Below are 13,981 nucleotides of genomic sequence, written 5' to 3' on the forward strand. Positions count from 1 at the left end.
ATGATTGTCCTTTTCTTGCCATAAAAAAATCCCCTCCAGATAAAACAGTATTGAGTCCATCATATCAGATGGACTCTTTTTTTACTGTCTACCTATAGGGGATAATACCAAGTTGGTCCTCTTTTTTAATGTAAATTCGTAATGTTTTGCAATTGCTCTTGCATTTCACGGAGCTGAACTTTTTCAGCAGTTGAAGAGTTTGCGTAAGCGGATTGCAAAGCATTTTTTGCTCTATACACGAGATCTTGTTGCTCAGTACCGCTTGAACAAGATACGGCATTTTCAACAGCGTCTCTAGCTTGTTGGAATAGTAAGTTCCCCATTTAAACCCCTCCAAAAGAAGAGTTACTTCTTGCTTTTTCTGCCTCAGCTAATGTACCTCTGTACGGGAATCTTGCATCATGCTTCATAACAGCATCGGCTCCTTGTTGGATAAAACGTTTTGATTTGTTCTTTTTACCCATTCGAAAAACCCCCTTTATTTAGCTGAAAACAATCGACGCAATGTCTCATGCGTCTACTTATAGTATGGACATTTGGCAGGAAACTATAAGTAGGGAATTTTTAGATTACAACCCAAGAACCTCTTCTAAATATAAAGCAATACCATCTTCTTCGTTCGTTAACGTCGTATGGTTTGCGAGTGATTTTAATTCAGGGATGGCATTTCCCATTGCGATGCCGTGACCAGCAAATTCAATCATTTCAAAATCATTATCTTCATCACCGAAAGCGATAATGCGCTCTTGTGGAATGTTGTAATGACTAGAAATTTTTTGTAATCCAACTGCTTTATTTAATCCGCTTTTCACAATTTCAATAATCGGCCAAGGTGCGCCCCATTTTCTATGGTCGATTACTTCCGCATGCATATCGGTTAAATGTTGACGAATTGCAGTAGAATGCTCGTCATGTGCGTCAATTAATAAGCAAGTTGGATGATCGTTTAAAATATTTAATAAGTCTCCCGTAAAAATCTTAGGAGAGCCGAATTCGAAAATATGTTTTTTATCTTCATCAATTTCACGAACATACACATCGTCCATTACTTCCGCGTATATATTTTTTACGCCAAAATCAAAGCAAGCTCGGACAATTTCTTGCGCTGTTGCTAGCTCAAGAGGAGAGTGATGTGTTCCCCAGTTTGAATCAAGAGGATGATGTACGTAAGCGCCGTTAAAGTTTACGATAGGTGTGTTAAGATCAAGTTCTTTATAGTAATCATAACTAGCACGGAATGGACGTCCTGTTGAAATAACGACAATATGTCCCTGTTCCTTTGCTTTTGCAATTGTATGTTTCGTTCGAGTGGAAATTATTTTGTTGTCTGTTAATAAAGTGCCGTCTAAGTCTAATGCGATTAAATGTTGTTTGTTCATAATTTCACCTCTTATAATAATTTTTTTGTATCTATCTGTATTTCCGTTTTTAATATGCAGAAATAAGAGGTTAGACTCGGTGAAATCACCATAGATGGAAATTTCACTATATATCCATCTTACGTCTCAAAGTGCTGTGGTGTCTACTATTTATCGTTGGAAATTAAGAAAAGTCAACATCTTTTTAGAAAGTTCAAACAATGTTTCTTTCATTATGTACAAATTGTGAAAAGGGTTACATTGCTCGTGTGATGAGGCATATAATGAACATGTAATCTTCTCGTATATGTTTGACTCTCCTTTGAAACTAGCCTAGAGTAGGTTGGTTTCTTTTTTTTCTACAGGTAGGAAAGAAATCCCTGCTTACGCTTGTGTCATTCATATATATGTACAAGAATGAGATGTAGTACTGTTTCCTAAACATGACAGAAAAGCTTTCTTTTAAAATGGATATACTAATGAGGCAAGACGTCATGGAAGGAGAATGAAGATGGGACAAAATCGCAGGTTTCGTTCTGGACAAAAAGCGCCGAATGATGGCATTTACGTAGAAATTGGTGAAACGGGAAGTATGGTGAAAGATCCGCAAATGGTGAAATTAACTGCCGGTGAAAAGTTTCCGGATAACACGAATCATAACCGCCAGTGGACATATAAAAGAAAACCGTAACAGAAGCCGCAATCATTATTGCGGCTTTTTTGTCGTTACACATTGTAATTTCATTTACCGTATTTTTTAGCAGTATAATGAATGCTCTCTTTTTCTTTTTCAAATAATAAGTTTGAAAATACATAGGCAAAATTATTGTATAAAAAAGTCAGTTGGCGTATAATCAAATAAAAGGTCAAAGAAAGTCAAACTTTTGGAGGGCTGTAAAGATGGACTTAAATCAAATGACAACAAAAACACAAGAGGCGATTATGAGTGCCCAATCTTTAGCGGTATCTCATCATCACCAAGAGGTGGATACTGTTCATCTATTACTTGCATTATTAGAAGAGCAGGATGGATTAGCAGTACGTATATTTCAAAAAATGAATGTTGATATAGAAGCATTAAAGCAAGGTGCTGAAAGTTTAATTAAAAAGAAACCTTCTGTAACGGGGAGCGGTGCAGAAGTTGGAAAATTGTATGTAACGAGCGCTCTGCAACAACTTCTTGTAAGAGCAGGAAAAGAAGCAGAAAAACTGCAGGATGATTACATTTCAGTAGAACATGTATTGCTTGCTTTTTCTGAAGAAAAAGGCGATATAAATCAATTGTTTACAAGATTGCATATTACGAAAGATAACTTATTACAGTCTTTAATGACAGTTCGGGGGAATCAAAGAGTGACGAGTCAAAATCCAGAAGCAACTTATGAAGCGTTAGAAAAATATGGTCGTGATTTAGTGGCGGAAGTGAGAGCAGGGAAAATTGATCCTGTAATCGGCCGTGATAGTGAAATACGACGTGTAATCCGTATTCTTTCACGTAAAACGAAAAACAATCCTGTTTTAATTGGGGAGCCAGGTGTTGGTAAAACAGCAATCGTTGAAGGGCTAGCACAGCGTATCGTGAAAAAGGATGTACCTGAAGGATTGAAAGATAGAACGATTTTTGCGTTAGATATGAGTGCACTCGTAGCTGGTGCGAAATTCCGTGGTGAGTTCGAAGAGCGTCTGCAAGCTGTATTAAATGAAATTAAAAAGAGTGAAGGACGCATTTTATTATTCATTGATGAACTTCATACAATAGTTGGAGCTGGTAAAACAGAAGGAGCCATGGATGCAGGAAATATGTTAAAACCGATGCTTGCGCGCGGTGAACTGCATTGTATCGGGGCGACGACGCTCGATGAATATCGCAAATATATTGAGAAAGATCCAGCGCTAGAAAGACGTTTCCAACAAGTATTAGCAGAAGAACCAACTGTTGAAGATACAATTTCCATTTTACGTGGATTAAAAGAACGCTTTGAAATTTATCACGGTGTAAATATTCATGACCGTGCGATTGTAGCAGCGTCAGTTTTATCAGATCGATATATTTCAGATCGCTTCTTACCTGATAAAGCAATTGACCTTGTTGATGAAGCGTGTGCAACAATTCGTACAGAAATTGATTCTATGCCAACAGAATTAGATGAAGTAACGCGCCGCATTATGCAGCTGGAAATTGAAGAAGCGGCTCTTGGGAAAGAAACGGATCGTGGTAGCCAAGAGCGTCTAAAAACATTGCAACGTGAATTATCGGATTTAAAAGAAGTTGCAAGTGGCATGAGAGCGAAATGGGAGAAAGAAAAAGAAGACATTCACAAAGTTCGTGACTTACGTGAACATTTAGAACGTTTGCGTCGTGAATTAGAAGAAGCAGAAGGCAATTACGATTTAAATAAAGCAGCCGAACTTCGTCACGGGAAAATTCCCGCAATTGAAAAAGAGTTAAAAGAAGCGGAAGAAATGGGCGCGCATAATAAACAAGAAACTCGTTTATTACGTGAGGAAGTAAGTGAAGAAGAAATTGCAGATATTGTTTCACGCTGGACTGGTATTCCTGTTGCGAAACTCGTGGAAGGTGAACGCGAGAAATTATTACGCTTAGAGCAAATCTTATCAGAGCGTGTCATCGGACAAGAGGAAGCAGTAAGCTTAGTGTCAGACGCAGTTCTTCGTGCTCGCGCTGGTATTAAAGATCCGAACCGCCCGATTGGTTCTTTCATCTTCTTAGGACCAACAGGTGTTGGTAAAACAGAACTTGCAAAAACGTTAGCCCAGTCTTTATTCGATAGTGAAGAGCAAATGATTCGCATTGACATGTCTGAGTATATGGAAAAACACGCCGTGTCACGCTTAATTGGTGCACCTCCTGGATATGTAGGATATGAAGAAGGCGGTCAATTAACAGAAGCGGTAAGACGTAAACCATATTCCGTTGTTTTATTAGATGAAATTGAAAAAGCACATCCAGAAGTATTCAACATTTTATTACAAATGTTAGATGATGGACGCATTACAGATTCACAGGGCCGTACAGTGGACTTTAAAAATACAGTTATTATTATGACTTCAAATATTGGATCTGCTCATTTACTAGATGGATTAGAAGAAGATGGTTCCATTAAAGAGGAATCAAGAGACCTTGTAATGGGGCAATTAAGAGGACATTTCCGCCCTGAATTTTTAAACCGTGTGGATGAAATTATTTTATTCAAACCTCTTACAACGAATGAAATTAAAGGCATTGTTGATAAAATTGTAAAAGAACTACAAGGTCGTCTAGCTGACCGTCACATTACAGTAGAATTAACAGATGCAGCAAAAGAATTTGTTGTGGAAGCCGGTTTCGACCCAATGTACGGAGCTCGTCCATTAAAACGATACGTACAGCGTCAAGTGGAAACGAAATTAGCACGAGAATTAATTGCAGGAACAATTACTGATAATAGTCACGTAGTTGTTGATGTAGAAAATAACGAATTAGTCGTTCATGTGAAATAAAAATAAAAAAGAGTTCGGATAAAATCCGGACTCTTTTTTTAGTGTTGTTCTACTGGCTCGTTTGGAATTGCAGCTGAAATTGCTAGTACTAACACAGCAAGAACAACTGAGAAAATAGACGCTTGGTTAAAGTCGTATGTACCGCCAGTCATAGAGCCGATTACATAGCTCATCATATGTACAAGTAAGAACGACCAAATTAATGCCCAAATGAAACGCATATTTTACACCTCTATTCGTTCAATCTGTCCTTATTGTAACACAATTGAAAAAAGAATATAGAAAAATATTTGTAGATTTTTCAACGCAAATTTGCATTCCGTTCATACATTATAAAAGAGTGGTTTTATATGTTTAGAAAATAAGGCGGGGGAAAAATGAGTATTACGGAACGTTTTTTTTACTTAGAAAAAGAACCATGTGTCATTTATTTACCGGAGAAGCCAAATGGATTTTCTGTTATGCTCCTCGGTGATTATAACTACTTTATTGAGAATGGTACAAGTTTATGGACACAGCATGCGGGTAGATCTTATTTTTTACATGGCCTTATTGAGCAAGGCTACACAGTCTTTTCTTCTAATTTATACGGAAGACATTGGGGAAACGACCAATCTGTTCGTCTAGCGAAACGTTTATATGACGTTGTGTTGAGAAAAGAGACATTGAATGCGAAAATGCACATTATGGCAGATGGTATGGGAGCACTTGTAGCACTCGAAATGATGAACAAATACCCTGAGTGTATACGCTCTGTCATTATGTTAAATCCGTGTTTAGATTTACCAGAATATGTGGAGTTTGAGAAAGAGCATAAGTTTTTTTACAAGAGACTCGTGAAGGAATTAAGTTTGGCGTATGATGCCAAAGAAGAAGAATTAGAATCAAAAATAAATAAGAAATCATTTACGCTTCTTCCATCTTGTGTACCTGTTAAAATTTTCGTATCAACACAAGAAAAAAGAGGAAGAAAACAGCAGTTGCGTAGATATGAGAAAATGAGGCAACTAAATCAATGTGATACTTCTGTCTTGTTCCATCTGCAAGATGTGAAATATAAAATGGTTAGGCAAACGACCGATTTCTTTAAAAAATATGAAGAAGAATTATGAAGCTCCCATATACATAAATGAGGAGCTATTTGTTTCAGAGGGAAAGGGTTGGTGGTATGGAACGCGTGCTAATTGTAGGTGCACTTACGTTTGTAGGTTATCACCTTGTAAATAAAATGATTGAAGAAGAAGTGGAAGTGTATGGTCTTGATTTTGATGAATTCGATAGTATGACGAAAATTAATGAAGAGAAGTTATTATTAATTGGGCGAAATGCGTTATTTACGTATTATTCGATAAGAGATGAAGATGGATGGAGATCGGTTGAGGAAGAGAGATTCGATACTGTTTACTTTTGCTTATATGAGCCAAATCAGCAAAGTGGATTTCGGAATGAAAGAGTCATATTACAATATTTAAAGCGAATTATAAGAATGTGTGAAGAACAAAAAGTGAAGTTAAACTTAATTTCTTCTATTGAGGTAGGCAGTACAGATGAATCCGAAAATAAGCGCCTATTTTTGAAAGTAGAAGAAGGATTGAAAAAAGGGAGTTTACAATATAGTGTATTTCGAGTTCCAACATTATATGGACCGTGGCAACCGTCCTTTATGATGTTTCATCAGCTTATTTTATCAGAATTAGGTGAAAAAGAGTGCCGTTGTACGATTGAGGAAAAGGGGAATGATTTACTTTACGTTGAAGATGTATGTGAATACTTATGGGAAAATGGAAAGAACGGGGCGCATCTTGGTATATACAATTTACTTAGTGGTAAACAGTCATTATGGGAGAAAGGTATGAATCTTTTACGCGCGGATGATAAAGTAAATAAAAATAATAACGAAGTAAGAGATGAGGCTATCGAGGTAATTTCAATAAAAAGAAATACTCCGTTAGAATACGGTTTAAATAAGCAACTGGCACACATGAAAAAATATAAAGAGTTATACGAAGGGTAGTACGCGTGTTACACTATTGTATGTGAAAGTTTTAATGGAGAGGAAGAGCATAATATGAACGAAAAAAGCATGCAGTTTTTACAAATCGCAATGAAGCATTTACCGGAAGCAAAGGCAATTTTAGATGATAATGGAATTGCACTTGATATGGAGAAGGCACAGCCGGTGTTAGAGTTGTTAATGAAAGTTATGAACGAGGCCTATGAGCTCGGGAAAGCAGATAAAGAATAAAAAGAATAAAAAGAATAAAAAGCATCTTTTTAAGATGGAAGAGAGGCCCGAACCGTGGATAGAAGCGGTCAGGGCCTTTTTTATTCTCGCCTGGGGGAAAACCAGAGATATGAAGAGGATAAAGGAAAAGTAGTGAGGAGAACTCTCTAGTTTAGAAGGAAAGCAGATGAAGAATAAAAAGCATCTTTTAAGATGGAAGAGAGGCCCGAACCGTGGATAGAAGCGGTCAGGGCCTTTTTTATTCTTGCCTGGGGGAAAACCAGAGATATGAAGAGGATAAAGGAAAAGTAGTGAGGAGAACTCTCTAGTTTAGAAGGAGAGCAGATAAAGAATAAAAAGCATCTTTTTAGATGAAAGAGAGGATCGAACCGTAAATAGAAGCGGTTTGAGTCTTTTTATATTTGAGAGGTATGTTTCTGTTTCTTTTAATGAAAAATAACGTGAATAATGCGTTAGCTTTCTGTTTTATGCGAAATATATTCTAGACAAAAATACATTTATGTTTTAAAATTAGTACCAAGTCATAATAATTGATATAAAACGGAGGGCTGCGATGTGAACGTGGGCATTTTAGGGATCGGAAGATATGTGCCAGAAAAAGTAGTCACAAATCACGATTTAGAGAAAATAATGGAAACATCCGATGAATGGATTCGTACGAGAACGGGAATTGCAGAAAGACGCATTGCCGATGATACAATAGATACTTCATATATGGCCGTAGAGGCTTCTAAAAAAGCACTTGAAGATGCAGGAATTAGCGGAGAGGATATCGATCTTATTTTAGTAGCAACAGTAACACCAGATCGTGCTTTTCCAGCAGTTGCTTGTGTAATTCAAGAAGCAATAGGAGCGAAACATGCAGCTGCAATGGATTTAAGTGCAGCATGTGCTGGTTTTATGTACGGAATGATTACAGCGCAGCAATTTATTCAAACAGGAACGTATAAAAATGTATTAGTAGTTGGTAGTGATAAACTATCTAAAATTGTAGACTGGAACGATCGAAATACAGCAGTACTATTTGGAGACGGAGCCGGTGCTGTCGTAATGGGAGCTGTTTCAGAAGGTAAAGGCGTTCTATCTTTTGAATTAGGAGCAGACGGAAGTGGCGGCAAGCACCTTTATCAAGACGAGTATGTTATGATGAATGGCAGAGAAGTGTTTAAATTTGCCGTTCGTCAACTTGGTGATTCTTGTCTTCGCGTTTTAGATAAAGCTGGTCTTACGAAAGAAGATGTGGATTTCTTAGTACCGCATCAAGCAAACATTCGTATTATGGAATCTGCAAGAGAGAGGTTAAATTTACCACAAGAAAAAATGAGTATGACGATTGAGAAGTTCGGTAATACATCAGCTTCTTCCATTCCGATTGCAATGGTAGAGGAATTGCAAAACGGACGTATTCAAGACGGTGATTTAATTATACTTGTTGGTTTTGGCGGCGGATTAACATGGGGAGCAGTCGCTCTTCGTTGGGGTAAATAAGGACTGAGAGAAAAAAAGGAGTGTATTTTGTATGGAAAAAAAGAGGGTCGTAATTACAGGACTAGGAGCTGTTACACCGGTCGGAACAGATGTTGAAACAGCGTGGGAAAACATTAAAAAGGGTGTATCTGGAATCGGGCGACTTACAAGAATTGATCCAGAACTATTTCCAGCAAAAGTAGCAGCGGAAATTAACGACTTTGAAGTCGAGAAATATATTGATAAAAAAGAAGCGCGCCGTATGGATCGCTTTACACAATATGCAGTAGCGGCAGCGAAAATGGCAGTTGCAGATGCAAAGCTTGAAATTACAGAAGAAAACGGACCTCGAATTGGTGTATGGATTGGATCTGGTATTGGCGGTATGGAAACATACGAAGAACAATTTAAGATTTTTACTGAGAAAGGCCCACGCCGCGTGAGCCCATTCTTCGTGCCGATGATGATTCCAGATATGGCAGCAGGTCAAGTATCGATCGCAACAGGAGCAAAAGGAATTAACACTTGTTCTGTAACGGCTTGTGCATCTGGTGCAAACTCAATTGGTGATGCATTTAAAGCAATTCAGCGTGGTGATGCTGATGCAATGATTACAGGCGGAGCAGAAGCACCGCTAACAAGTATGGCATTCGCAGGATTTAGCTCAGCGAAAGCATTAACATTTAATGAAGACCCAGCAACGGCTTGCCGTCCATTTGATAAAAACCGTAGCGGTTTCGTAATGGGTGAAGGTTCAGGTATTCTAATTCTTGAAGAATTAGAGCACGCATTAGCACGCGGTGCTCACATTTACGCGGAAATTGCTGGTTATGGTGCAACTGGAGATGCGTTCCATATTACAATGCCTGCTCCTGGTGGGGAAGGCGGAGTGCGTGCAATGCGTCAAGCTTTAGCTGATGCAGGCCTACAGCCAGAAGATATTGATTACATTAATGCGCACGGTACAAGTACTGATGCGAATGAAAAATATGAAACGATGGCAATTAAAGAAACTTTCGGCGAGCACGCGTATAAAGTAGCGATTAGCTCAACCAAATCAATGACAGGTCACTTATTAGGAGCAGCTGGTGCTGTTGAAGCGATTTTCTCTATTAAATCAATTACAGACGGAGTAATTCCTCCAACAATTAACTATGAGACACCAGATCCAGAATGTGACTTAGATTACGTACCAAATCAAGCGAGACACCAAGAAGTAAATGCAGTATTAAGTAACTCATTAGGATTCGGTGGTCATAACGCAGTGTTAGTATTTAAATCGTATAAATAATCGATGAAATAAGGAGTTTTTTCGCAATAGATTGCGAAAAAACTCCTTATTTATTTTTACGCCTTTTTCTCCTGTAGCATATACATAAGAAAAAGGAGGGATAAAGATGGGGATTGTTGAAACAGCTGAATGGCTACATTTATATTATGGACGGCCAGAAAAACTTTGTGAGAAATTTACGAAGTATATTCCGTTGCCAAAAGAAAGGTTGTATCGCTTTTTAATTTCAAAAGGGATGTATCGCCCGATCATGCGCGGAGAAAAGGAAATTAAAGAATTAGAGGAAAAGGAAATTTGGAAAGAATTGAGCCTGGAGTATGATAAACTGAAAAATTGGTTAAAAGGTCCAGATGTCCCTGTCTTTATTTTATTATCAGATTCCTATAATCGAACTGTACAAGAAGAGTATAACGGTAGGGCTGGATTATCTATGCGTCATGTTATTTTCTTATTCGTATGTGGGCGGAATTCGGTAGAAGAATTAAAAGTGTTATTGGCGCATGAATATCATCACATATGCAGGTTACATCAAATTGAGACGAAAGAAACAGAATATACATTACTTGATACGATGATTATGGAAGGGCTAGCGGAACAAGCAGTAACAGAAAGGTATACAGAAAAAAACAATGCACCGTGGACGGCGTATCTTTCAAAAGAAGAGGCTGTTTATTATTGGAAAAATGTTGTACATGAAAGAATAAGTATAAAACGAGGAACAAGGGAACATGACATCTTATTAAATGGCTTTCACTCTTATCCGAAGATGCTTGGCTATGCGCTTGGATTTCATATTGTCAAAGATTGTGTAACTTTGGAAGGAGAAGATACACTTTCTTTATTATCTATAGATGCAAAAGAAATATTGAATAAAGCAAATACATTTCATATATAAAAAAACAGGAATTCTATTTCCTGTTTTTTTAGTATTAATAGAAGAAAAAATAATAATTAGAATATATTTCCTCAAGTGGAATAAAGTTAAGCAAAAATGAACATAATGATTGGTACAAACAGTAGTGAAGTGAGGGGTAGTGAATGTTATATCTACATGATGTATGGGTAAATTGGTTTGAAGGTGAAGAAAATGGGTATAACGTTTGTCATTTTTACGAATGGCGGAAAGATGATACGATTGAGCTATTAGATCAAGTGCCATTATTAAAAGTAGATGCCACATTATATCATTACATCGAGAACGAATTGTTAGAGCTTCCGCAAAAAATGCTGGAAGACGTACATCATAAGGCTTATATTCGTAAAAATCATGAACGTTTGCAGCAAGAGTATTGCTTTGTTGTTACAGATGGGAAAGGCATTATTGCCATTGACACAATTGGTTACAATGTACCAATTCGCAAAAGTAGACTTATACCACGCCAAGAGCAAATGGTATATGAGATGGTAGAAAACGTACAAGCAGAAAAGTATGAGTTCCAAGTAGAAGAAACAGAAAAAGAACATCACATTTTATCACCATCGCCTTTCATTATGAATGGCTTGACTCGTAAAGAAAGACAGCTAAAACAATTATTATTTATGGCGTTAGATCAATTACATACAACGAAAAATACAGCAGAAATTCGCTATTGGTTCACAGAGTGGGATCCATCAGCATATGGAATGGTTCAACATATGGAATTTGAAGATATTTGGGCTAAGCTGTATGATGAAGCGAAAACAGGCTGGTCTGATAAGCACGAACAATTATGCGAGCGTCTCGTAAAAGGACAGCCATTTTTTGAAAAGTTATGGGAAATGGAAAATGAGCAAAAGGTAAATTAAAAAACCGCCAATTGGCGGTTTTTTAATTTTGTAGTAATCTAGTTCCAGCGGCAAGCTCTTCTTGTCTAAGAACCTTCCGCATAAGAAGACAAAAAGCGTCTTCTATGCGAAAGAACCTTATCCAGTCAGAGCTGAACGAGCCGCCTCCGCTTTTTGTAGAAATCCAGCTCCGGCAGCGAGCTCTTCTTGTCTAAGAACCTTCCGCATAAGAAGACAAAAAGCGTCTTCTATGCGAAAGAACCTTATCCAGTCAGAGCTGAACGAGCCGCCTCCGCTTTTTGTAGAAATCCAGCTCCGGCAGCGAGCTCTTCTTGTCTAAGAACCTTCCGCATAAGAAGACAAAAAGCGTCTTCTATGCGAAAGAACCTTATCCAGTCAGAGCTGAACGAGCTGCCTCCGCTTTATATGTAATCTAGCTCCGGCTCCTAACCCTTCGCGTCTAAGAACCTTCCCCACAAGAAGGTAAAAAGCACCTTCTGTGGGAAAGAACCTTAGCCGTCAGGGCTAAGCAGTCGCCTCCGCTTTATATGTTACCTACGTTTTCTGCTTAGTCCCATTGCGTTTTCTACTTTGCGTAGTTGTTTGAATGCAACGCGGTTTGCTTTTTCTGCACCTTTGTCTAGGATTTCGTCTAGTTCTGGTGAGTTGATTAGTTCGTTATATTTGTCTTGGATTGGACGAATTGCTTCTACGACTACTTGCGCTAGGTCGCCTTTGAAGTCGCCGTATCCTTTTCCTTCGTACATTGCTTCGATTTCTTCAACTGTTTTTCCAGAGAATGAAGAGTAGATTGTTAATAAATTAGAGATACCAGGTTTGTTTTCCTTATCAAATTTCACAATACCTTCAGAGTCAGTTACAGCACTCTTAATTTTCTTTTCGATTGTTTTTGGCTCATCAAGCATACTAATCATTGATTTTGGATTCGGATCAGATTTACTCATTTTTTTCGTAGGCTCTGTTAATGACATAACGCGAGCTCCTACTTTTGGAATGCGAATTTCAGGCATTGTGAAGATTTCGCGGTAACGTTTGTTGAAACGCTCTGCTAAATCACGTGTTAATTCGATATGTTGCTTTTGGTCATCACCAACCGGCACGATTTCAGTGTTGTAAAGTAAAATATCAGCAGCCATTAATGGTGGATACGTAAGTAATCCAGCTGGAACTGAATCTCTACCAGAAGCTTTATCTTTATATTGCGTCATACGTTCTAATTCTCCAACGTAAGCAACAGATTGCATGATCCATCCTAGTTGAGCGTGTGCTGGTACTTCTGATTGTACAAATAAAGTAGCTTTTTCAGGATCGATGCCGCATGCTACATAAAGTGCAGCAAGACTGCGGATGTTTTTACGAAGCCCGACGGGATCTTGAGGTACTGTAATCGCATGTTGGTTTACAATACAGAAATAACAGTCGTGTTCATTTTGAAGCTCTGTAAACTGCTTCATTGCTCCTAAATAGTTTCCAAGTGTAATCGTTCCACTTGGTTGAATACCAGAAAAGATAACTGACATAAGTAATTCCTCCTAAAATAGAATGCGTGATGTGGGGAAGAGAAGGCAAACAAAAAAGCCCATTCATCCCAAAAACTATAGGGACGAATGGACCGTGGTACCACCCTAATTATTTCACTACTGTGAAATCTCTCTAATCCATAATAACGTTTGGATATAACGCCAAAGCCTACTACTTTCGGTTCGGTTTGGTGCTCAAAAGCCCATTCCATACTGTACAATTACTTGTTCACACCAACCACAAGCTCTCTGAAATTGCCTCAATATGTACTCTTCTTTATCATCGCATACATATAAATTTATTTATTGTTACTTGAGCTCTTTTAATATGAAAGAACTAAAGTTTTATAACAAAATGTTTTGCTGATTATTATATCATATGGGATAGTGTTTGCAAACTACATCAAAATAGTAAAGCTAATGAGGGTCGAGAACAACCCAAGGAAGATACCTGTAATACAAATTGGATATGTCCATTTGAATGAATATGTTTTATAAATACGTTCTTTCTTATCTGTAGGTTCCTCGACTTCTTCAATTAAAGAGTCAATCTTTTTGTTCGTACCAAATACTCTTTGGAATGCGTAAATGGTTACATTGAAAAAACCATTTTGAAATATGTATAAAAACCCGCCGATCAGAATAAAAAACAGTGCAATATAAAACAAAATGTTGACAAAGTTCAACAAAAATTGAGATGAAATGAGGAATGCACCAATACTAGAAGCAATCATCGCTATAAAAATTAGTATACAAGTATGAAAAAAAACTTTATTCAAAATATTCCCCTCCGTCAAAATATTACTAGAATTAT

The 13,981-nt window shown here is 37.7% G+C and carries 15 protein-coding genes and 1 other annotated feature; of the genes, 9 read left to right on the forward strand and 6 right to left on the reverse strand.

Annotation, left to right across the window (positions count from 1 at the left end):
- Positions 1 to 125 precede the first annotated feature (125 nt).
- From MR136_RS19460 to MR136_RS19470, 3 genes are all read right to left on the reverse strand, one after another.
- Positions 126 to 323 (reverse strand): DUF3813 domain-containing protein, encoded by a 198-nt coding sequence (locus tag MR136_RS19460; protein ID WP_000527407.1) that lies wholly within the window; start codon positions 321 to 323, stop codon positions 126 to 128.
- Positions 324 to 464 (reverse strand): hypothetical protein, encoded by a 141-nt coding sequence (locus tag MR136_RS19465; protein WP_000516816.1) that lies wholly within the window; start codon positions 462 to 464, stop codon positions 324 to 326.
- Positions 465 to 569: 105 nt separating this feature from the next.
- Entirely contained in the window at positions 570 to 1,379 is an 810-nt protein-coding gene (locus MR136_RS19470; protein WP_001041232.1) for a Cof-type HAD-IIB family hydrolase, read from the reverse strand.
- A gap of 490 nt (positions 1,380 to 1,869) precedes the next feature.
- Here MR136_RS19470 and MR136_RS19475 point away from each other — a divergent pair, with 490 nt between their 5' ends.
- Positions 1,870 to 2,049 (forward strand): YjzC family protein, encoded by a 180-nt coding sequence (locus tag MR136_RS19475; RefSeq protein WP_000531421.1) that lies wholly within the window; start codon positions 1,870 to 1,872, stop codon positions 2,047 to 2,049.
- Between the two features lie 209 nt (positions 2,050 to 2,258).
- On the forward strand, positions 2,259 to 4,859 hold the full coding sequence (gene clpB, locus MR136_RS19480) for an ATP-dependent chaperone ClpB (protein ID WP_000365403.1): 2,601 nt from the start codon (positions 2,259 to 2,261) through the stop codon (positions 4,857 to 4,859).
- 38 nt (positions 4,860 to 4,897) lie between these two features.
- Here the strand turns inward: clpB and MR136_RS19485 are convergent, their stop codons facing one another.
- Complete coding sequence (locus tag MR136_RS19485) at positions 4,898 to 5,080, reverse strand: YjzD family protein (protein WP_001211116.1); 183 nt, start codon at positions 5,078 to 5,080, stop codon at positions 4,898 to 4,900.
- Positions 5,081 to 5,236: 156 nt separating this feature from the next.
- Between MR136_RS19485 and MR136_RS19490 the strand changes: the two genes are divergently transcribed.
- The 7 genes from MR136_RS19490 to MR136_RS19520 all read left to right on the forward strand — a co-directional run bounded on the left by MR136_RS19490 (position 5,237) and on the right by MR136_RS19520 (position 11,647).
- Entirely contained in the window at positions 5,237 to 5,971 is a 735-nt protein-coding gene (locus MR136_RS19490; RefSeq protein WP_000028712.1) for a lipase family protein, read from the forward strand.
- A 29-nt stretch (positions 5,972 to 6,000) separates the two neighbouring features.
- Complete coding sequence (locus MR136_RS19495) at positions 6,001 to 6,873, forward strand: NAD-dependent epimerase/dehydratase family protein (protein ID WP_031312060.1); 873 nt, start codon at positions 6,001 to 6,003, stop codon at positions 6,871 to 6,873.
- Positions 6,874 to 6,927: 54 nt separating this feature from the next.
- Positions 6,928 to 7,104: a ComZ family protein gene (locus tag MR136_RS19500; RefSeq protein WP_001986215.1), complete on the forward strand. Its 177-nt coding sequence runs from the start codon at positions 6,928 to 6,930 to the stop codon at positions 7,102 to 7,104.
- 555 nt (positions 7,105 to 7,659) lie between these two features.
- Positions 7,660 to 8,592 (forward strand): beta-ketoacyl-ACP synthase III, encoded by a 933-nt coding sequence (gene fabH / locus MR136_RS19505; RefSeq protein WP_001100547.1) that lies wholly within the window; start codon positions 7,660 to 7,662, stop codon positions 8,590 to 8,592.
- A 31-nt stretch (positions 8,593 to 8,623) separates the two neighbouring features.
- Positions 8,624 to 9,862: a beta-ketoacyl-ACP synthase II gene (gene fabF / locus MR136_RS19510; RefSeq protein WP_000412656.1), complete on the forward strand. Its 1,239-nt coding sequence runs from the start codon at positions 8,624 to 8,626 to the stop codon at positions 9,860 to 9,862.
- A 106-nt stretch (positions 9,863 to 9,968) separates the two neighbouring features.
- Complete coding sequence (locus tag MR136_RS19515) at positions 9,969 to 10,757, forward strand: DUF2268 domain-containing putative Zn-dependent protease (protein WP_000513277.1); 789 nt, start codon at positions 9,969 to 9,971, stop codon at positions 10,755 to 10,757.
- Positions 10,758 to 10,900: 143 nt separating this feature from the next.
- Positions 10,901 to 11,647 (forward strand): YjbA family protein, encoded by a 747-nt coding sequence (locus MR136_RS19520; RefSeq protein WP_000966127.1) that lies wholly within the window; start codon positions 10,901 to 10,903, stop codon positions 11,645 to 11,647.
- A gap of 530 nt (positions 11,648 to 12,177) precedes the next feature.
- On the opposite strand, the gene trpS is transcribed toward MR136_RS19520, so the two are convergent.
- Together trpS and MR136_RS19530 are read right to left on the reverse strand one after the other, a co-directional pair.
- Positions 12,178 to 13,167 carry a tryptophan--tRNA ligase gene (trpS, locus tag MR136_RS19525; protein WP_000110982.1) on the reverse strand — a complete coding sequence of 330 codons (990 nt, stop codon included), beginning with the start codon at positions 13,165 to 13,167 and terminating at the stop codon, positions 12,178 to 12,180.
- Between the two features lie 76 nt (positions 13,168 to 13,243).
- Positions 13,244 to 13,460, reverse strand: a binding site (T-box leader).
- Between the two features lie 105 nt (positions 13,461 to 13,565).
- Positions 13,566 to 13,946 carry a DUF3899 domain-containing protein gene (locus tag MR136_RS19530; protein WP_001044997.1) on the reverse strand — a complete coding sequence of 127 codons (381 nt, stop codon included), beginning with the start codon at positions 13,944 to 13,946 and terminating at the stop codon, positions 13,566 to 13,568.
- Positions 13,947 to 13,981 lie beyond the last annotated feature (35 nt).

The organism is Bacillus cereus group sp. BfR-BA-01311, from assembly GCF_022664295.1.
GTDB lineage: Bacteria > Bacillota > Bacilli > Bacillales > Bacillaceae_G > Bacillus_A > Bacillus_A cereus.

What these genes read in the sequence shown, in the direction of transcription:
- MR136_RS19470 (WP_001041232.1), bottom strand. Translation starts at nt 1,379, where the DNA reads ATGAACAAACAACATTTAATCGCATTAGACTTAGACGGCACTTTATTA.
- trpS (WP_000110982.1), bottom strand. Translation starts at nt 13,167, where the DNA reads ATGTCAGTTATCTTTTCTGGTATTCAACCAAGTGGAACGATTACACTT.
- fabF (WP_000412656.1), top strand. Translation starts at nt 8,624, where the DNA reads ATGGAAAAAAAGAGGGTCGTAATTACAGGACTAGGAGCTGTTACACCG.
- MR136_RS19490 (WP_000028712.1), top strand. Translation starts at nt 5,237, where the DNA reads ATGAGTATTACGGAACGTTTTTTTTACTTAGAAAAAGAACCATGTGTC.
- MR136_RS19515 (WP_000513277.1), top strand. Translation starts at nt 9,969, where the DNA reads ATGGGGATTGTTGAAACAGCTGAATGGCTACATTTATATTATGGACGG.
- MR136_RS19465 (WP_000516816.1), bottom strand. Translation starts at nt 464, where the DNA reads ATGGGTAAAAAGAACAAATCAAAACGTTTTATCCAACAAGGAGCCGAT.
- clpB (WP_000365403.1), top strand. Translation starts at nt 2,259, where the DNA reads ATGGACTTAAATCAAATGACAACAAAAACACAAGAGGCGATTATGAGT.
- MR136_RS19500 (WP_001986215.1), top strand. Translation starts at nt 6,928, where the DNA reads ATGAACGAAAAAAGCATGCAGTTTTTACAAATCGCAATGAAGCATTTA.
- MR136_RS19520 (WP_000966127.1), top strand. Translation starts at nt 10,901, where the DNA reads ATGTTATATCTACATGATGTATGGGTAAATTGGTTTGAAGGTGAAGAA.
- MR136_RS19485 (WP_001211116.1), bottom strand. Translation starts at nt 5,080, where the DNA reads ATGCGTTTCATTTGGGCATTAATTTGGTCGTTCTTACTTGTACATATG.
- MR136_RS19460 (WP_000527407.1), bottom strand. Translation starts at nt 323, where the DNA reads ATGGGGAACTTACTATTCCAACAAGCTAGAGACGCTGTTGAAAATGCC.
- MR136_RS19475 (WP_000531421.1), top strand. Translation starts at nt 1,870, where the DNA reads ATGGGACAAAATCGCAGGTTTCGTTCTGGACAAAAAGCGCCGAATGAT.